At 50.4% G+C, this 19,088-nt stretch carries 12 protein-coding genes; 10 read left to right on the forward strand and 2 right to left on the reverse strand.

Annotation, left to right across the window (positions count from 1 at the left end; genetic code table 11):
- Positions 1–175: 175 nt before the first annotated feature.
- The 6 genes from FD07_RS04930 (at position 176) to FD07_RS04955 (ending at position 8,660) form a co-directional block, all read left to right on the forward strand.
- A complete protein-coding gene (locus FD07_RS04930) occupies positions 176–1,801 on the forward strand; it encodes a peptide ABC transporter substrate-binding protein (protein ID WP_020089041.1) in 1,626 nt (541 codons plus the stop codon).
- 998 nt (positions 1,802–2,799) lie between these two features.
- Entirely contained in the window at positions 2,800–4,428 is a 1,629-nt protein-coding gene (locus FD07_RS04935) for a peptide ABC transporter substrate-binding protein (RefSeq protein ID WP_020089039.1), read from the forward strand.
- A 192-nt stretch (positions 4,429–4,620) separates the two neighbouring features.
- Entirely contained in the window at positions 4,621–5,550 is a 930-nt protein-coding gene (gene opp3b / locus FD07_RS04940; protein ID WP_020089038.1) for an oligopeptide ABC transporter permease, read from the forward strand.
- Between the two features lie 11 nt (positions 5,551–5,561).
- On the forward strand, positions 5,562–6,587 hold the full coding sequence (locus tag FD07_RS04945; protein WP_020089037.1) for an ABC transporter permease: 1,026 nt from the start codon (positions 5,562–5,564) through the stop codon (positions 6,585–6,587).
- A gap of 13 nt (positions 6,588–6,600) precedes the next feature.
- On the forward strand, positions 6,601–7,701 hold the full coding sequence (locus FD07_RS04950) for an ABC transporter ATP-binding protein (protein ID WP_020089036.1): 1,101 nt from the start codon (positions 6,601–6,603) through the stop codon (positions 7,699–7,701).
- A complete protein-coding gene (locus tag FD07_RS04955; RefSeq protein WP_020089035.1) occupies positions 7,701–8,660 on the forward strand; it encodes an ABC transporter ATP-binding protein in 960 nt (319 codons plus the stop codon). The genes FD07_RS04950 and FD07_RS04955 overlap by 1 nt, the downstream gene beginning before the upstream one ends.
- Positions 8,661–9,323: 663 nt before the next feature.
- Here FD07_RS04955 and FD07_RS04960 read toward each other — a convergent pair.
- Positions 9,324–9,983, reverse strand: a complete 660-nt coding sequence (locus tag FD07_RS04960) for a histidine phosphatase family protein (protein WP_020089034.1) — start codon at positions 9,981–9,983, stop codon at positions 9,324–9,326.
- Positions 9,984–10,596: 613 nt separating this feature from the next.
- On the reverse strand, positions 10,597–12,453 hold the full coding sequence (locus FD07_RS04965) for a cation:proton antiporter domain-containing protein (protein ID WP_020089033.1): 1,857 nt from the start codon (positions 12,451–12,453) through the stop codon (positions 10,597–10,599).
- A gap of 295 nt (positions 12,454–12,748) precedes the next feature.
- On the opposite strand from FD07_RS04965, the gene helD reads away from it, so the two are divergent.
- The 4 genes from helD (at position 12,749) to guaA (ending at position 18,775) form a co-directional block, all read left to right on the forward strand.
- The gene (gene helD / locus FD07_RS04970; protein WP_020089032.1) at positions 12,749–15,043 is read left to right on the forward strand and encodes an RNA polymerase recycling motor HelD; all 2,295 of its coding nucleotides are present in this window, start codon (positions 12,749–12,751) and stop codon (positions 15,041–15,043) included.
- Positions 15,044–15,561: 518 nt separating this feature from the next.
- Positions 15,562–16,485 carry a type I pantothenate kinase gene (coaA, locus tag FD07_RS04975; RefSeq protein WP_020089031.1) on the forward strand — a complete coding sequence of 308 codons (924 nt, stop codon included), beginning with the start codon at positions 15,562–15,564 and terminating at the stop codon, positions 16,483–16,485.
- Positions 16,486–16,496: 11 nt separating this feature from the next.
- A complete protein-coding gene (locus FD07_RS04980; protein WP_020089030.1) occupies positions 16,497–17,087 on the forward strand; it encodes an N-acetyltransferase in 591 nt (196 codons plus the stop codon).
- Positions 17,088–17,233: 146 nt separating this feature from the next.
- Positions 17,234–18,775 (forward strand): glutamine-hydrolyzing GMP synthase, encoded by a 1,542-nt coding sequence (guaA, locus tag FD07_RS04985; protein ID WP_191980173.1) that lies wholly within the window; start codon positions 17,234–17,236, stop codon positions 18,773–18,775.
- Positions 18,776–19,088 lie beyond the last annotated feature (313 nt).

A 19,088-nucleotide genomic window follows, 5' to 3' on the forward strand; every position in this document is an offset into this window, starting at 1 on the left:
AAATGGTGCCTATTGAAATATTTTTTAGGCGGCAGTAACCCAATGTTTGCGGCATTTGTCGCTATTTTCAAAGTGTAAGATTAAAATTTACTATTGATTCTCATCGTTTTATAATCTAGTATGTTATTCAACGTCATGTCACTTGAGGATAATTTGTGAAGGGGTCGGAATTTATATGAAGGTTAAGTCAATTGCCAAGTTAGGGGCGGTGGCGGCGTTAGCGACGATTTCGTTAGCGGCGTGTGGTACCAGCTCCAACGATAATAAGGCCAAGAATCAAACGGTTCACGTTATGGAGACCTCCGCGTTAGCGTCAATGGATAACGCCAAGGCCACCGACATCATTTCCGGTGAGACACTGAACAACACGGGTGAGGGCCTGTTGCGATTCGGTAAGAATAGTAAAACGCTGCCTGGGTTGGCGAAGAGTTATACCAAATCCAAGGACGGATTGACTTACACGTTTAACCTCCGGAAATCACAATGGAGTAACGGTGAGAAGCTGACTGCTCAGGACTTCGTCTACGCATGGCGGCGGACCGTTGCGCCGAAGACCAGTTCACAGTACGCTTACCTCTACGCCGACATTAAGAATGCGAATGCGGTGATGAATGGCAAGAAGGCGCCAACTGCTCTGGGGGTTGCGAAGGATGGAGACTACAAGTTAGTCGTCACGCTGGCTCACCCAGTGAGTTACTTCCCAACGCTGGTTGCGCAACAATGTTTCTACCCTGTGAACAAGGGTGCCGTTGATAAATACGGTAGCAAGTACGCTAGCAACGCCAAGACCAATGTTTACAACGGGCCGTTCAAGCTGACATCATGGTCGGGGACTTCTGATACCTGGACGCTGACTAAGAACAAGAAGTACTGGAACGCTAAGGTCGTGAAGTTGCAGCACGTGAAGTACAGTGCCGTGAAGGATCCACAGACGGCGTTGAGTCAATACCAGAGTGGTAAGTTGGACATCATTTCACTGAGTGGCCAACAACCAAAGAACTACAAGAATAACAAAGAATTCCATTCCCGGAAGAGTTCTCGGATCAACTACGTCGAACTCAACCAACGGAAGGATACGATGCTGAAGAACACGAAGGCCCGTCAAGCCCTGTCCATGGTTATCAACCGTAAGCAATACGTAAATAAGGTATTGCAAGATGGTTCGACACCAGCAACTGGAATCGTTTCGACCGGGTTAGCTATCCGCGACGGCAAGGACTTTGCCAAGGAAGCAACCGTACCATCAGCAACGGATTACAACTTGGCTAAGGCTCAGAAGTTATGGAACCAAGCTTTGAAGGAAACTGGCCGGACCAGTTACTCACTGACCTTAATGGGTGACGATACGCCAGCTGGTAAATCCGCAACTGAATACATCCAAAGTCAATGGGGGAAGTTGGATCACTTCAAGGTGACGAACTCTAACATTCCTTACAAGACGCGGTTGTCCCGGTCCCAAAATGGCCAATTCGAAGCCGTTGTCAGTGGCTGGAGTGCTGACTTCCCAGACCCAATCACCGACCTGTCCCTCTTTACTACGGGGAACACGTACAATAACGGGAGATGGTCTTCTAAGGCTTACGACAAGCTGATCAATGACGCCACCATTACCAATGCCAACAAGCCAAGTGCTCGGTGGCAGAACCTCGTGGATGCCCAGAAGGTCCTGTTGAAGGACCAAGGGATCATTCCGTTCTACCAGACCGGGATGCCACAATTAGTGAAGTCTAAGGTCAAGGGTGTCGTCTACTTCCCAGTCGGCGCCAACTGGGATTACAGTCGGGCCTACATTGCTAAATAGCGTTTGATCGCCTGCGACAATCGGAGATTCCGCCTGCTGTGGGGACCGGTGAAAGCCTGAGAAGCGGTCTTTCACCTCGGTTTGGAACCTCACCAAAGTACGGTGAGGTTCCAAACACGTCCCGTGATGTAACCCCGGGAAGAACCAAACGCCCGGGCTAACATCACTGTCACTGCAGGTCTCCATCCCCGACTGTCTCCGGCTACATGACAGTAGCAATGTAGTCGCCACTGTATCTTCCCACATCCTATAGTGTTATCGAGAGTTCTCCGAAGCTTAGTTGGCTTTGGAGAACTCTTTTTCTGTTTCAAAGAGATATAAGGTCCTGGGAGCCTGCTGGTGCGTTTGCATAGGATTAGCGTCCATGTGGTAGATAGAGCCAGTCTATCGTCGTTTGGGGGATTTTAAAGCGATTTACGGTGGCTTTTGCGTTCGTTCAGGGTCGATTTCATTTTTAATCAAAAGCAGTGGCAATCTTCTCATAATTCGGGTTCCTCCATAAATTGAATAATATTCATAAATTAATAGCAGGCGAGTTCGGACCATCAGCCGCGAGCGGGCAGGAAGGGCGGTGCGTCTTGACCATTAAAATAGCCGATTATGTTCTTGGCTTTCCTGACTTAACGGTTGAATGTAACGCCGACGTATCAGCAGTTACCTGACATTGCGGTGACACATGGGCTTGGTGATTGCTGTCGGACGAGGTCTATCGGGGAGGTGTGAAGATTGGTTGGTACGGTGACCAATCGAAATGAATGTATAATAGGTAAATATTTATGTAAGCGTTATCTCGGGATTATCGCTAAAATGAGAAAAATTATACTCAAAAATTTTATTTTTGCACAACAAACCCCCGTCCAACAGCGTTTATAACTGTATATTTAAATTTTATTAGTTTTTACCATTGATTTTAATTGTTTTCTAATATACAATTGGAAACATCAAATTTGAGGATGTCAATTTATTTCACTAACAACACATAGAGGGGTTGGATATCAATGAAAATCAATTCGGCAGTCAAACTCGGGACGGTGGCCACGTTCGCGGCAGTATTGCTCGCAGCGTGTGGGTCATCGTCAAGCAGTTCTAGCGAGGCTAGCAAACAAACGTTAAATTGGATGGAAAATTCAGCTTTACCATCAATGGATTCCGCGACAGCAACTGACGTGGTTTCTGGAGAAACTTTAAACAACACCAATGAAGGTCTGTTACGGTTCGGTAAGAACAGTAAGGTTCACCCTGGGGTTGCCAAGAGCTATAAGGTTTCTAAAGACGGTAAGACGTATACCTTCAACTTACGGAAGTCTAACTGGAGTAACGGGACCAAAGTTACGGCAAAAGATTTCGTTTATGCTTGGCAACGCACCGTTAATCCTAAGACCGCTTCACAATATGCTTACATGTACGCACCTGTGAAGAACGCCAACGAAATCATGACTAGCAAGAAGCCAGTTTCTAGCTTGGGAATCAAGGCGGAAGGCAATTACAAAGTGGTTGTCACGTTGACGCAGGCAACGAGCTACTTCCCATCATTAGTTGCGAGTCCCATGTTCTTCCCACAAAGTAAAGCAGTCGTTGATAAGTACGGCAAGAAGTTTGCCACGAACGCCAAGAGCAACGTCTACAACGGGCCATTCAAGTTAACTTACTGGACCGGGACGTCTGATAACTGGTCGTTGAGTAAAAACACTAAGTACTGGAACGCAAAGAATGTTAAACTGAAGAAGATTAACTTCAAGACGATGAAGGATCCACAAACTGCTTTGAGTCAATACCAGAGTGGCAAGCTGGATGCAACTTACCTGAGTGGTCAACAACCTAAGAACTACAAGAATGACAAGCAATACGTTGAACGTAAAGGGGCTTCAACCTTCTACATTGAAATGAACCAACGGAAAGACAGTATGATGAAGAACAAGAAGGCGCGTCAAGCATTGTCCTTGGCAATCAACCGGAAGCAATTCGTCAACAAGGTCTTAGCCGATGGCTCAACGCAAACGAAGGGTCTGGTCTCAACTGGTCTGATGTCTTACAAGGGTAAAGACTTCAACACCGCTTCATACGTGCCAGAAGCTACTAACCATGACTTAGCTAAGGCGAAGACGTTATGGAAGCAGGCACTGAAGGAAACCGGTCGTTCAAGCTACAACTTGACGTTGATGGCCGACGATACGCCAGCTGGTAAGAACACGTTGGAATTCGTTCAAAGTCAATGGTCTAAGTTGGGTAACATCAAGGTTACCAACCAAAGCCTGCCATTCAAGACGCGTTTAGCACGTTCTGAAAATGGACAATTCCAAGCCGTTGTTTCTGGCTGGGGTGCTGATTACCCTGACGCTATCTCCTTCTTGGAAATGTTCACGAAGACCAACTCCTACAACCGTGGGAAGTGGAACAATGCCGAATACAACAAGGACATTGCCGCTGCTGATGGTAAGGATGCAAACAACGAAGCCGCTCGTTGGACGGACTTAGTTGATGCTCAAAAGACGTTGATGAAGGACCAAGGGATCATCCCACTGTACCAACAAGGGAAATCACAACTGGTCAAATCTAAGGTCAAGGGCGTTACCTACTTCCCAACCGGCGCTAACTGGGACTTCAGTAAGGCATACATTGCCAAATAATCGAATCTAATATTAGTCATTACGCGTAAGAGAACGTTATAGTTTTAATCGGGGAGTAAGGATTAACGAAGCAGTTAGTCCTTACTTTTCGATATATAGCAATCATTTATCGTCTTGTTGTTTTCATATAATTCTTGTTAAGCTTAACAACTTAACGGTAACGAATAAGTCTACTGATTGAGAGGTAAACAAATGGCAAAGTACCTAGCAAAGCGGATCTTCTATCTGATCCTGACCTTATTCATCGTTATTACCGTCACCTTCTTCCTGATGAAGTTGTTACCCGGGACGCCACTGACGAACCAAGCCAAGCTGTCCAAGAGCCAGATTGCATTGATTTACCAGCAATATGGGTTGGATAAGCCGGTTTGGCAGCAGTACCTGTTGTACCTAGCAGGGGCCGTCAAAGGTAACTTCGGGACTTCATTCCAGTTCAGTGACCAACCCGTGTCCTACCTGCTCTCTAGCCGGATTGGACCATCCTTACAGATTGGGCTGCAAGCCATGATTGTGGGTGTCATTGTCGGAATCATCATCGGTGCTTTCGGTGCGATGAAGCAAAATACGTGGGTCGACACCACGACGACTGTTGTTTCCATCTTAGGGATCTCAATTCCTTCCTTCGTTCTGGCCGTACTGTTACAGTACTACTTGGGGTTGAAGTTAGGCTGGTTCCCAATCGCCGAATGGGGGGGCTTTATCTACACGGTATTGCCAACCTTAGCGTTAGGCGCGACGCCGTTAGCCGAGTCGGCGCGGTTCGTGCGGACGGAAATGGTCGATGTGTTGAGTTCGGATTACATTGAGTTAGCCAAGGCTAAAGGCCTGAGTCGGATGGGGGTTATTTACCACCATGCGCTGCGGAACAGTTTGATTCCGCTGATCACGATTGTGGGTCCTTTAGCGGTTAACATCATGACCGGGTCGATGGTTGTTGAAAACATCTTCTCCATCCCCGGGATTGGGGAACAGTTCGTCAAGTCCGTCTTGACCAACGATTACCCAACCATCATGGGCTTAACCATCATCTATTCATTCATGTTGTGTGTCGTTCTGTTAGTCACTGATATCCTTTACGGAATCGTTGATCCACGGATTCGGCTTACAGGAAAGGCTAACTAGGAGGTAAATAAATGGCAGATACAGTAAAACTCCCAGAAGATAGCTTTAAGCCCATCACGGCCGATGACCGTGCGGCTTTAGATAGTGAAAAGATTGCGGCACCGTCACTGACCTTTACACAGGATGCTTGGCGGCGGTTAAAGAAGAACCGGGGCGCCTGGGTGTCTCTGATTCTCTTAGGAATCATCTTCTTACTAGCTTTCGGCTCCATCTTCGTTTCACCGCACAATCCAAATGCCGTGAATCCATCATACGCAAACTTACCCTCAAAGATTCCTGGAATTGGGATCAACGGGTTCAACGGAACGCTGGTTCAGGCCGGTGAACGGGTCGATGCTTACAAGCAAGCTGGTGCTACTGGTGTGCATTACATCATGGGGACCGACTACTTAGGGCGGGACTTGTTCTCCCGGGTTCTGTACGGGACACGGATCTCCCTGATCATTGCGTTAGTTGCGACACTGTTTGACCTGACGATTGGGGTGACCTACGGGTTATTCTCCGGTTGGAAAGGGGGACGGGTTGATACCTTCATGCAACGGGTCATTGAAATCATCCTGTCCATTCCTAACCTAGTCGTTATCGTCCTGTTGATTTTGATTCTGAAACCCGGGATGGCGTCGATCATTATCGCCATCGCGTTAACCTCGTGGGTGAACATGGCCCGGCTGGTCCGAGCGCAGACGCTGGAAATCAAGGAGCAAGAGTACATCTTAGCGGCGAGAACGCTGGGTGAAAGCTCGTTCAAGATTGCCTTCAAGCATCTGCTGCCTAACCTGTCGAGTGTCATCATCATTAACACGATGTTTACCATTCCTAGTGCCATCTTCTTCGAAGCCACGCTGTCCTATATTGGGATCGGGATTTCATCCCCGCAAGCTTCGTTAGGGACACTGTTAAATGATGGGCAAAAGAACTTCCAGTTCCTGCCTTATCAGATGTGGTGGCCAGCACTGATCCTATGTATCATCATGTTAGCCTTTAACCTTTTGGGTGATGGGTTGCGGGATGCATTTGATCCGCGGACGAAAGAGTAGGTGAGGTGACGTCATGGATAACGAAAAAGACATTTTAGAGGTCCGGAATCTACAAGTTAACTTCAAGACCTATGCCGGTGACGTTAAGGCCATTCGGAACGTTAGCTTTGATTTACGGAAAGGTGAAACACTTGCCATTGTTGGGGAATCTGGTTCTGGGAAATCCGTTACGACGCGGACCATCATGGGTCTGAATGCGTCAAACGCCGATATTACCAGTGGCTCGATCGTCTACAAGGGGCAAGACCTATTGAAGAAGAGCGAGAAGGAAATGCAAGCCATTCGGGGCCAAGACATCGCCGAAATCTTCCAGGATCCAATGACTTCGTTGGACCCAACCATGAAGATTGGGCGGCAAATTGCCGAACCCTTAATGGTCCACAAGGGTATGAAGAAGGAAAAAGCCTTGGCGCAAGCCTTGGAAATGATGAAGTTAGTCGGGATCACGGATGCTGAAAACCGGATCAACGATTATCCTCACCAATTCTCTGGTGGGATGCGGCAACGGATCGTGATTGCGATTGCGTTGATCAACTACCCCGAGATTCTGATTGCCGATGAACCAACGACTGCTTTGGATGTAACCATTCAGTCACAGATCCTGCATCTGATGAAGGAACTACAAGACAAGATTTCAACGTCGATCATCTTCATCACCCATGATTTAGGGGTGGTTGCCGGAATGGCCGACCGGGTCGCCGTCATGTACGCGGGTAAGATCGTAGAATACGGCACCGTCGATGAAGTCTTCTACAATCCTAAGCACCCGTACACGTGGGGCCTGTTGAGCTCGATGCCAACGTTGGATTCGAGTGGGGATTCCTTACCATCGATTCCCGGGACGCCACCAGACTTGCTGGATCCACCAACTGGGGATGCCTTTGCGGCTCGGAACGCTTACGCATTGAAGATCGATACGGAACAGGAGCCACCGTTCTTCAAGGTTTCCGATACGCACTATGCGGCGACTTGGCTGCTCCATCCTGATGCACCCAAGGTAACGCCACCAGCACAGATCGTTGAACGGCAAGAGAAGTACGCGACGATGCAGAAGGCTTGGTTGAAGACCCAACAGTCAACCACACCAGTTGAAGAAGAGGAGGAACAGCAATAATGGACTACGAAAATGCCGAAAAAATCCTCGAGGTCAAGCACCTCAAGCAGTACTTCAACGTGGGTAAAGCCGATGAAGTGCGTGCCGTTGATGACATTTCATTCGATATCTACAAGGGTGAGACCTTTGGATTAGTGGGTGAATCTGGTTCAGGTAAGACCACCACTGGTCGGGCCATCATTCACCTGTATGAACCAACATCCGGTGAGATTCTGTTTGACGGTAAGAACGTTGATTCCTTTACGAGTAAGAAGGACCAACATGACTTCCGCCAAGAGATGCAGATGATCTTCCAAGATCCCTATGCCTCACTGAATCCACGGATGAAGGTCAAGGACATTGTGGCCGAGGGAATTGATATCAACCACCTCGCCAAGGACGACGCCGACCGGACCAAGCAGGTCGAAGACTTATTGGAAACGGTTGGCCTGAACAAGGACCACTCCAGTCGGTACCCCCACGAATTCTCCGGTGGGCAACGGCAACGGATCGGGATTGCGCGGGCGTTGGCTGTGAACCCCAAGTTCGTGATTGCCGATGAACCCATCTCCGCTTTGGACGTGTCGATTCAGGCGCAAGTCGTTAACTTAATGAAGAAGTTGCAACGGGAACAGGGCTTAACGTACCTGTTCATCGCCCATGACCTCTCCATGGTCAAGTACATCTCCGATCGTATCGGGGTCATGCACTATGGCCGGATGCTAGAAATCGCCGATGCCGACGAAATCTACGCCCATCCATTACACGACTACACCAAGAGTCTGCTGTCAGCCGTTCCAGTACCCGATCCAGAGTTTGAGCGGACCCGGGAAGAAATTGCTTACGACGGTAGCCAAGAAAATGACGGTAAGGAACGTCACTTGGTAGAAATCGCACCACGTCACTGGGTCCGCGCTGCGGAAGATGAAGTCTTCATGTACAAGCAACGTGCCCAGGAAGCATCATTGATTAAGGAATAGAGTGTGGAGCGAGGCGGTAACCGGCTGCCTCGCGGAACACGTTTCGGCAGCATAACCACGAAGAACGCTTTACGAAAGGTCCAAGAGCAATCCAGCTCTTGGGCCTTTTTGCTGTCGTCAAAAGCTAAAGTCAGTCGTCTGCGGCTGTCAGGGACTCCGCCTGCTGTGGGGACCGGTCCAAGCCAAAGAGCGGTCTTGGACCTCGACTTGAAACCTCGCGAGGACCACGAGTTTCCAAGCTCGTCCCATGGCGTAAGAACGGGAAAAATCGAGCGCCCGTCCTAACGCCATCGTCACGGCCGGCTACACCCTGACCTACTCCGGCTAAGCTAAACTTTAACTTTAAACGCTGGCGATCCTAATGTCTGAGGGGGAGTCTATTAGAAATAGTCCTTACACTTACTACCAATGTAATTTTTACAGATCTAGTCGCATGAAAGACGCGACCTTTAGTAGAACTTAATTTTTAAGGTGGCTAGTTGTTCGACTAGCCAAACGTAAATTGGCGTTGAAACCAGCGTTAACTGGCGGGTTCACGAGCATCGAGACTGCGTAGGGTGGGTCCCTGAATGATGACTCGCCGCAACTGCCATTACGCCAAACAAAAAACGCCAAACCAGCGAGTGGTTTGGCGTTCAGTGATTTTATTTGCAAGCGGGGAGCCTAAAGCACGGGACCCTCAGAATTGTTGTAGTAGTCGACGTGATACTGGCCATCGGTGACAGTCAGCTTGGTGATACTGCCGTTGTCGACGGGAACTGAGATGTCGATGTCGGAGAACTTGGAGACCGTACTCCGGATGGTCGTGCTGTGTGTGGCAATCATGATCTTATCGCCATCGTTAGCCGCAGCCACCACGCGGTCGAAGCCGGGTTGAAGGCGAGCCCAGAAGGCAGCGTTGTCCTCGGCATCGCCGTAAGGGTCTTGGGCGTGGAACATGTCCTTGGTCTTCTCAATCGTCAGACCGGCAATCATGTCATCAAAGGTGTGGAACCCCTTGGGACTGCCGACCGTGTGCCAGGTTTCGCCTTCGTCCATCCCCTCGAAGAATCCGAAGCTTTCTTCACGGAAAGCGGGTTCAGTCTGAAGGGCGCTCTGGTCGAGTGAATTAGCGGCAAGGATGATGTCTGCGGTGCGTTGCGCCCGCGACATATCGCTGGCATAGGCTGCCGCAAAAGGAATATCGGCTAGCCGTTCACCGGCGCGTTTGGCATCGGCCAGGCCCTTGTCGGTCAACGGGGCATCGATCCACCCCTGAATACGGAAATACTTGTTCAGAAAGGTTTGGCCGTGACGGACCAAATAAAGTTCAACTGTCGCCATGTCATTCGCTCCTTTAAAATTAAATTACTAGTGGTAGGCGTGACGGTAACCGCGCCTTACCGGGAGCCGCAAATCAATCGTGACGCGGTGGGCGGGCGCCCAGAGCCAAAAAGCGGTCTCTGGACTGACGTTAAAACCTCTGGAAAGCGAGTTTTCAACGTCCCAGTTCTCTAAGCGGTAAAGCCCACCACTAAGAGAACTCCCACGGCTGGATTGATTTGCGGCTCCCTCACGGCTTACATTGCGGGAACCACTTCTAAATTAGCTTAGAAGTTAAAGTTATGCAGTGTGCCATTGTTTATGATTGTTTGGGGAATACTGTGTAACCTTTTATGGAATGCTGATAATGATCTATTCAACTGGATAATGATACCAACAACGAAGTGGTAGATTATTAGCCGGAGAGGGTAAGGTGTCGCGCAGTGACGAGGTTCTTTGCCGGTGTTCTTCCGGCTTAGAACCTGGGCCGGATGGGAGACTTGCGGTCTTTGTAAGGCTCCCATTCGCCTCTAGAGACCGTTCTCTGGCTCTAGAGGGTCGCCCCACAGCGCGACGCCTTGCCATCGTAGGCGGTTAATCGTCCCCGCAAGTTGCGGGTATCATTGTAACAGTTTTAATTGAGAATGCCTAGTTCGCGCCGAATTTCACGAGCCTTTTCCGGCGTGCTCGTGAAGATGATCCGGTCGTTGAACTTCAACATGGTGCTGCCAGTCGGCCGGACAAAGTGACCGTTACGGAAGATTTGACTGATAGTGATGTCACCCACAAAGTCCAGGTTGCGAATCTGCTGGTCGGTGTAGCGGCGGTTGCGTAGCGCCACTTCGTAGACGGCAGAGGACGAGGCTGTCATCATCCGCAGGGTCGTTGGTGCTTCAATCAGGCTCCGGAGCATGGCGATGTTGACGTTTGGTGTGTTGTAGACCTCGATCCCCAGATCGGTCAGCTCGTCCTCCCGTTCATCGAGAACGTTGCGGTCCTCGAAGCGCACGATGACCCGGTTGACGCCGTAAGCCTTGGCCGCCTTGGCGAGCTCGTAATTTTTATTGGCATTAAAATGCCCCAGCACGACGATATCCGCGTCAAAGACGTTCTGGTCCGTGACGTAGTCGGTGTCGAGTGAATCCAGCAGGGACACGTTGACCTCGGAATTGTAGGTCTTGTAGTTGGCTTGTTTGTCGGTGTACATGCTGATGTCATACCAGCTATCCGCCAATTGTTGGGCGACCGGCACCGTTAAGAGGTTGGTCCCAATGAAGTGGACGGTTGACTTTTTCAAGTCTTCAGCTTCAGCGGTATAGCCGGTGTTAAATAAGAGCGGTCCCAGTACACAGGTCAGGATAGCGGCCAACAGGAAGGCGCCAGACTGTTGGCTGGTAACGACCTTCATCGTTTTAGCAACTTGTAAGACGGCCAGGACCATGGTGATTGTGGCTGACGTGATCGCCATTCCAGCAAAGGCGTTACCGCGCTTGAACCGTAGCCGCAGAATGAAGTAGACCGCGGCTTTGGCGAGTAGGTAGGCGACGAGAAAGGCGGGAATCAGGAGCAGTGTGGCGGAGTCGGAGAGCAGCGTCCGCAGGTTCAGTTCGACCCCACTCATCATGAAGAACATCGGAATAAAGAAGCCATAACCGATACCGTCCAATCGGGTCCGAGTGTCTTCTTGAGGTTGTAGAAGTTTCATGACGATCCCAGCAACGAAAGCACCCAGAATTCCCTCAGCGCCCACGGATTCGGCGATGACCACCATGCTAAAGATCAGGAAGAAGGCTAACCGAATGTCCAGTTGCGTCGTGGACTTGTTGATCCTTTCGAAGAAGGTGAAAAACGGCTTGAATCGGCGGAACAGGATGCCGGCAGCCAGGAAGACTAGGAGCAACAGCCAGAGGGATTTGCCCCCCTTACCGAAGATGGAGGCATAGATGGTCAGGGCAAACAGGGGAATAATTTCCCCTAACGCGGCAATCAACAGGATGGTCTGGCCAAAGGGCTTACTCAGCAGTTCTTTTTCCTTCAGCGTCGCGATGACAATCCCCAGAGAAATCGTCATGAAGATAATTGCGGCTAGCCAAGGATCCTTGAAGAGCCCAGTCCATTTGCAGATGAAGCCAAGTAGCAGTGCGCTGGCGGCCACGGCGACGTAGCTCGTGACGGCGATGAAGACCGGTGAATACTTGGGTGCACTGCCGGCAACTTTGGCGGCCAGTGGCGTCTGTGGTTGCTTGCGGCGGTTGAAGAGGCTAAAGTCGATCTCCATCCCACTGAGAAACATCAGGAAGATGACCCCGGTGTTTGATAATAAAGTTAACGTATCGTTGGTGTGAACGATATTGAAAAGACTCGGTCCCAGCATGATGCCGACTAGGATCTCCACCACGGCGGTCGGTAGCACGGTGAGCTTGAATTTCGCCATGACTAGCGGCGTGATTAACGCGGCGGTCAGAATAATTAATAAGGAAACTTGGTCCATAATGTCACCCCCGAAAAAATATCTTCTCAATTATAACAAAGTTGGGCGGAACTAGCCGACATTAAGCAGTCACATTCCTTTATTTATAGGGGGATTAAGTGTAGAATTGAAAGTCGAATTATTAGCCTTAGCGGCGCTGAATCCGGGGGAGCGTAAGCGGTATCGGTGAAAATGAGGGGCCTGCAAAGTGAGGCCCGTCAGCCATTGACCCTGACGGTCTACATAGGCGGCGTTAAGAGATGATGATTAGGTATTTCACGACTAGGTTGCCCGGTTAATTCGAGGAGGGATTGGCTTGCCAGATTCAATTAAGGCTCATGAGCAAGAACATTTAGATGCAGTGGTCGCGAAGATCAAGGTCGCGCAGACTGAATCCAAGAAGCGGATCGATTCTGCCGAGGATGATGAGGCAGGGATTCGCAAGAACTTTGTCAACGACTTACGGATCAAGACGGACAGTTACGAAGGTATTCTGGAAACGGCGCTATCCGTGCGTCAACAACAACAGATGTTGGCCGAACGGCAGAATAGCTGGCAACACGCCACAACTGAACTGTCGACGCTGAAACGTTTGGAGAAGAAGGCCTACTTTGCCCGTATCGATTTTCAAGAAGGGGCCAAGTCAAAGCCGGAAACCATCTACATTGGTCTGGGATCATTTTCCGATTCTCCCGACCATTTTCTGATCTACGACTGGCGGGCACCCATTTCCAGTATCTACTACGATGGCGAGTTGGGTGACGTCAGCTATCAGACGCCCGATGGTGAACAGACCGTGGACGTCCAGCTCAAGCGGCAATTCCAGATTGAAGATGGCACGATCATTACGCTCTACGACACCGACCAAACGGTGACTGACCAGATGCTGCTGTCCGCGTTGAGCGAGCACTCCGATACCAAGATGAAGAGTATCGTGACGACCATTCAGAAGGAACAAAACCGAATTATTCGAGACACCGGTTCCGACCTGCTGTTCGTGCAGGGGGCCGCGGGGTCTGGGAAGACGGCGGCGATTCTGCAACGGGTCGCTTACCTGCTGTACCGTTACCGGGGTCATTTGACGGCCGGCCAAGTCATGCTGTTCTCGCCGAACCAACTGTTCAACGACTACATCGACCAGGTCTTGCCAGAACTCGGTGAGCACAACATGGTTCAGATGACGTACTACCAGTACGCTGGCCGTCGCTTGCCGAAGATCGACGTGGAAACACTGGCCCAACGGTTTGGCGAAAATAATACGCCTGCTCAGAAGCGTATCAGCCGCCTGAAGGGGAGCTTGGAGTTCTTCGACGCCGTGACCGGTTACGCCGACCATTTGGAAAGCACCGATATGGTCTTCAGAAATATTAAATTCAACGGGAAAGTCTTTATCCCGAAAGAAAAAATTCAAGAAATTTATTACAGCTTTAACCGCAACTATCACTTGGCCAACCGGCTACAGGCGACGAAGGAATCATTGATTCGAATCCTCAATCGGCGGATCTCCAGTGAAATGAAGACCAAGTGGGTTGAAGAGACGATTCAGGATCTCGACCGTGAACATCTGAATGCGTTGTACGGGGATGAACCGCGGGAGTTTGAATCTGCCGACAAGGAATTTCAGTTCTTAGCGCGGAAGGTCGTCATGCAGGCGTTTAGCCCAATTCGTAAGGCTATCGTGCGGGCCCGATTCCTGAGTATCAATAACCAGTACGTGCACATGCTACGGGACGTGCCGAACCGCATTGAGCTGAGTGACTATCACATCAGCATGGCGGATTGGCAGGCTAGTGTGGAAGAGTCTGTGGCCAAGTTGCGCGATCACAGTATGCAGTTGGTTGATACCACGCCGTACCTGTATCTCTACGATAAGATGACCGGGAAGTCCGGCGAGCGCGACATGCGTTACGTCTTCCTGGATGAAATTCAAGACTACAATGCCTTTCAACTGGCATTCCTGAAGTTCAGTTTTCCTCGCGCCCGTTTCACTATGCTGGGGGACCTGAATCAGGCCATCTTTACCAAGGAAAATAGCCGCACGTTGCTGCAAGAACTCAGTACGATGTTTGACCCGGATAAGACTAAGGTCGTCCAGTTAACGCAGTCGTACCGGTCGACGCAGCAGGTGACAGACTTCACCAAGCATATCTTGAAGAATGGTGAAGCAGTCACGGCCTTTGATCGTGAAGGTGAATTACCAACGGTCACGGTCGCTGCGGATGAAGCGGACGGGTTACAACGGGTCATTGACCTGGTAAAGCAAAACGACGCTGAGGACGAAACGACTGCGATTATTGGTAAGGACCTGGCAGATTGCCGGGACCTGACTGAAAAGTTGCGGGACCAAGGCGTAGCGGTCACCCTGATCCAGTCGGAAAATCAACGACTGGCACCGGGCTTGATTGTGGTGCCATCGTTCCTGGCCAAGGGGCTGGAATTCGATGCTGTCATTGTATGGCAAGCGTCGGTCAGCCGCTTTGGGGCGGATGATGAGCGTCAGCTGCTCTACACCATTTGCTCGCGGGCGATGCATCGGCTGAGCCTGGTGGCGGTGGGCGAGGTTTCCCCACTCCTGAGCGACGTCCCAACCGATGAGTATGAAATGGTCTAACTGCATGTGTATTACGCCTTACCGGGTGTGAAAAACAGTCGCCTCCGCCTGTCAGGAATTCCACCTGCTGTGGGACCGGTGAGAGCCTGTGAAGCGGTCTCTCGCCTCGACTTGAAGCCTCGCCAGAACCGCGAGTCTTCAAGTACGTCCTGCGATGTAAGGCCGGGAAGAAACAAGCACCCGGTCTAACGTCGCTGTCACGGCTGGCTCCATCCCTGACAGGCTACGGCTAAGTGCGCTTTTCACCACCCGCACGGCTCACATAGTGGTCGACCATTTCATAGCGATCGGTTGGTCGCATGGACAGTTTTGATTTAGCAATTTGATCACAATCGAGGTCAAGCTCAGTGATGGGTTTGGCCTTTTTCTTTCGTCATTTTCTATGGCTGGGAGTGGTTGTTGAGCGGTGAAGTTGGTCGGTGAAATTGGCGTTAAACTTTCTCAGCGAACCACGAGGAATCCGCCGCTATCTGCGGTATAATGGGGCTAATTATTTCTGAAAAAGTTGAGGTGTCCCCATGTCAGATCCCATCAATTACAATGCGTTTACCCGTGCTCAGTGGCGGGCGTTTTCCGACGATGCGACGTTGCCGCTGACTCAGGAAAGCTTGCGGCAAGTTAAGGCCTTTAATGACCGGATTTCTCTGCAAGACGTTCAGGATATTTATATTCCGTTGGTACACTTGTTGCGGTTAGAGTTCGACCATTACCAGCAACTGCAGCAGGACAAGGCCCGCTTTCTCCAACGACCGGCGCACCGGGTGCCCTTTATCATCGGCATTGCCGGGAGTGTGGCAGTCGGCAAGAGTACCACGGCCCGGTTGCTGGAAGTTTTGTTGAATCACTACTTTCAAGGACAGCGCATTCAGCTGATTACGACCGACGGGTTCCTTTACAGTAATGAAGAGCTGAAGAAACGCAATCTCATGGCGCGTAAGGGGTTCCCGGAAAGTTATGACATGGCTGGGCTAATTCGCTTCTTAAACAGCGTGAAGGCCGGTCAGTCGCTGATCAAGGCGCCAGTCTACTCGCATAAAATTTATGATATCGTGCCCGGGCAGGCCGAGTATATCGTTCATCCAGATGTGTTGATCGTGGAGGGGATTAATACCCTGCAATTACCGACCAATGAACAGATTTATGTGAGCGATTTTACCGACTTCTCCCTGTACGTGGATGCTGATCCGGGGCTGATTGAGGACTGGTTCCTGGAACGGTTTGATTTGTTGCTGAACACGGCCTTTCAGGACCCGACCAACTACTATTATCCGTATGCGATTGGCGGACATGACCAGGCTATCGCTAAGGCCAAACAGGTGTGGCATGACATTGACCTGAAGAATCTGGAGGAATACATTTTACCCACGCGTAATCGGGCGGATATGATTATTCACAAGACGTTCCATCACCGAGTGGACCGGTTGTTGCTACGGAAATACTAGGAGGGCATGCGATGCTACGAGACGCAACTATCGTGGACGCCGATGCAGTGGCGATGCTGGTGCTTCACGAGTTGGAGCGGCGGCAACTGCGGCGGCTACGACGTCTGAGCAAGGAGCAACTTTCCCAGCTCTTATTTGTCGGCTATCATCAGCCGATGTTTCGCTACGGTTACCCGCAGGCCCGAGTGTATCAGAACCAGGGGGTCGCGGTCGGTGTGGCCTATGGCTACCCGGCGGCGGTCGAGAGCACGCTGGATAATCAGTGGACGGCGTTGTTTGAGCGGCTGCAGGTTGCACCACCTCAGCAGGTGGTAGTGACGCCGCGGGCGCGTCCGGACGAGTGGTATCTGGATATGCTGACGGTTCGTAGTCGTTACCAGGGCAAGACCTATCAGGGTTGGTGGTTTGCCGAGTGGCTGATGGGGGATGCGATTCATCAGGCCAAACTCAGTGGCGCTAACGCCATGGGGATGGACGTGCGGCCGGGCAGCTCTCTTGCCAAGTTGGCGGCCCAGTATGGTTTTGTGGCGGTTGAACGCCGGAAGCTGGACCGGCAGACGTACTTTCATTTACGATTAAATTTGCGGGGAAATCGGTGGTAGTGACTACTTAGGCGTCATAACCGATTGACGGGTGAAACAATTCTCCCTGATTTCTGTTGGATTTAGATTGACCCGCGTTTCAGAAATCGGTATGATAGTACCAATGTTGAAAAGAAGAAAGGGTGAATGGCTTGGCAAACGTTGATATGTCCAAATTCGATAAGATTATCGTCTTGGACTTCGGAAGTCAATATAATCAATTGATTACGCGCCGGATTCGTGACATGGGCGTTTACTCTGAATTAAAGGCGCACACGATGAGTGCAGCCGAAATCAAGGCTTGGGGCCCCAAGGGGATTATCTTCTCCGGGGGACCAAACAGCGTGTACGACAGCAGTGCGTTTAACGTTGACCCTGAGATCTTCGAGTTAGGGATTCCGATTCTGGGAATCTGTTACGGGATGCAACTGATGGCCCACAGCTTGACTGGTGGGAAGGTTGAATCTGCTGACAACCGTGAATACGGCCGGGCGGATATCACCGTATTGAGTGATGACGCGAAGCTATTCAAGGATACGCCGAAGACACAGACGGTGTGGATGAGCCACGGTGACTTGGTGACCCAAGTGCCCGATGGATTCGAACGTGTCGCAACGAGCGAAAACTGCCCGATTTCTGCGATGCAAGACGTTGATCGGAATTTCTACGGGATTCAATTCCACGCAGAAGTGCGTAACACGGAATATGGTAATGACATTCTGAAGCACTTTGCTTTTGATGTCTGTGGCGCAGAAGCTAACTGGTCGATGGATGATTTCATTGATCTGCAAATCGAACACATCCGTGAGACGGTCGGCGACAAGCGTGTCTTGTTAGGCCTGTCCGGTGGGGTCGATTCCTCCGTCGTTGGTGTGCTCTTGCACAAAGCTATTGGGTCGCAACTGACCAGTATCTTCGTGGATCACGGCCTGTTGCGGAAGGGTGAAGCCAAGCAAGTTATGGACAGTCTGGAAGGGAAGTTCGGTCTGAACATCGTTAAAGTTGATGCTCAGGACCGGTTCCTCGGCAAGCTGGCCGGCGTCACTGAACCCGAAAAGAAACGCAAGATTATCGGTAACGAGTTCATTCAAGTCTTTAACGACGAAGCCCAAAAGCTCGACGGTATCGACTTCCTGGCACAAGGGACGTTGTATACCGACGTGATTGAAAGTGGGACCGATACGGCGCAGACCATCAAGTCTCACCATAACGTGGGTGGTTTGCCGGAAGACATGCACTTCCAGCTGATCGAACCATTACGTTCATTGTTCAAGGATGAAGCCCGTGAGTTGGGTGAAAAATTGGGGATGCCAAGCGCCTTAGTTTGGCGTCAACCGTTCCCAGGCCCTGGTTTAGGGATTCGGGTCCTTGGCGAAATCACGCCAGATAAGTTACAAATCGTCCGCGATAGTGACCTGATTCTGCGTGAGGAAATCAAGAAGGCCGGCCTCGACCGTGATATTTGGCAATACTTTACGGTCTTACCAAACATCAAGAGCGTCGGGGTCATGGGTGACGGCCGGACCTACGACTACGCCGTGGGTATCCGGGCCGTAACGTCGATTGACGGGATGACCGCTGACTTCGCGCGCATTCCATGGGACGTACTGCAGGAAATCTCTGTCCGCATCGTAAACGAAGTGGATCACGTGAACCGCATCCTGTATGATGTGACGAGTAAGCCGCCTTCGACTATAGAGTGGGAGTAGATTTTCAGTCCCATTCTGCAACGGTGTAAATGCGATAATTCAAATGAGACAGCTACGTTTTTATTCGGTAGTTGTTTTTTTTGCGCTTAATTTGAATAGTGTTATTGTTAATGTGGTAACTAGTTTTACGATAGAAAGGATTGATAATGTTGATAAGAATTGACAAAACGGGGCGTGTGAATTACGGAGCTGTTTTAGATTTACTCGATTGTGTAAAATCTGAATGGAATCCTGATCCGAAACGTGTGTGTAATGATACTGAATCTTCGAAGATGATTTTTCAAATTGTGGGCCTAGAATAAAAAGTGTACAA

The organism is Levilactobacillus parabrevis ATCC 53295 (assembly GCF_001434055.1).
In the GTDB taxonomy this organism is placed as follows: domain Bacteria; phylum Bacillota; class Bacilli; order Lactobacillales; family Lactobacillaceae; genus Levilactobacillus; species Levilactobacillus parabrevis.

Excerpts from the sequence above, each read along its gene's own strand:
- FD07_RS04955 (WP_020089035.1), top strand. The coding sequence starts at position 7,701 with ATGGACTACGAAAATGCCGAAAAAATCCTCGAGGTCAAGCACCTCAAG.
- FD07_RS04930 (WP_020089041.1), top strand. The coding sequence starts at position 176 with ATGAAGGTTAAGTCAATTGCCAAGTTAGGGGCGGTGGCGGCGTTAGCG.
- FD07_RS04945 (WP_020089037.1), top strand. The coding sequence starts at position 5,562 with ATGGCAGATACAGTAAAACTCCCAGAAGATAGCTTTAAGCCCATCACG.
- FD07_RS04960 (WP_020089034.1), bottom strand. The coding sequence starts at position 9,983 with ATGGCGACAGTTGAACTTTATTTGGTCCGTCACGGCCAAACCTTTCTG.
- FD07_RS04935 (WP_020089039.1), top strand. The coding sequence starts at position 2,800 with ATGAAAATCAATTCGGCAGTCAAACTCGGGACGGTGGCCACGTTCGCG.
- guaA (WP_191980173.1), top strand. The coding sequence starts at position 17,234 with ATGTCCAAATTCGATAAGATTATCGTCTTGGACTTCGGAAGTCAATAT.
- FD07_RS04965 (WP_020089033.1), bottom strand. The coding sequence starts at position 12,453 with ATGGACCAAGTTTCCTTATTAATTATTCTGACCGCCGCGTTAATCACG.
- coaA (WP_020089031.1), top strand. The coding sequence starts at position 15,562 with ATGTCAGATCCCATCAATTACAATGCGTTTACCCGTGCTCAGTGGCGG.
- FD07_RS04980 (WP_020089030.1), top strand. The coding sequence starts at position 16,497 with ATGCTACGAGACGCAACTATCGTGGACGCCGATGCAGTGGCGATGCTG.
- opp3b (WP_020089038.1), top strand. The coding sequence starts at position 4,621 with ATGGCAAAGTACCTAGCAAAGCGGATCTTCTATCTGATCCTGACCTTA.
- FD07_RS04950 (WP_020089036.1), top strand. The coding sequence starts at position 6,601 with ATGGATAACGAAAAAGACATTTTAGAGGTCCGGAATCTACAAGTTAAC.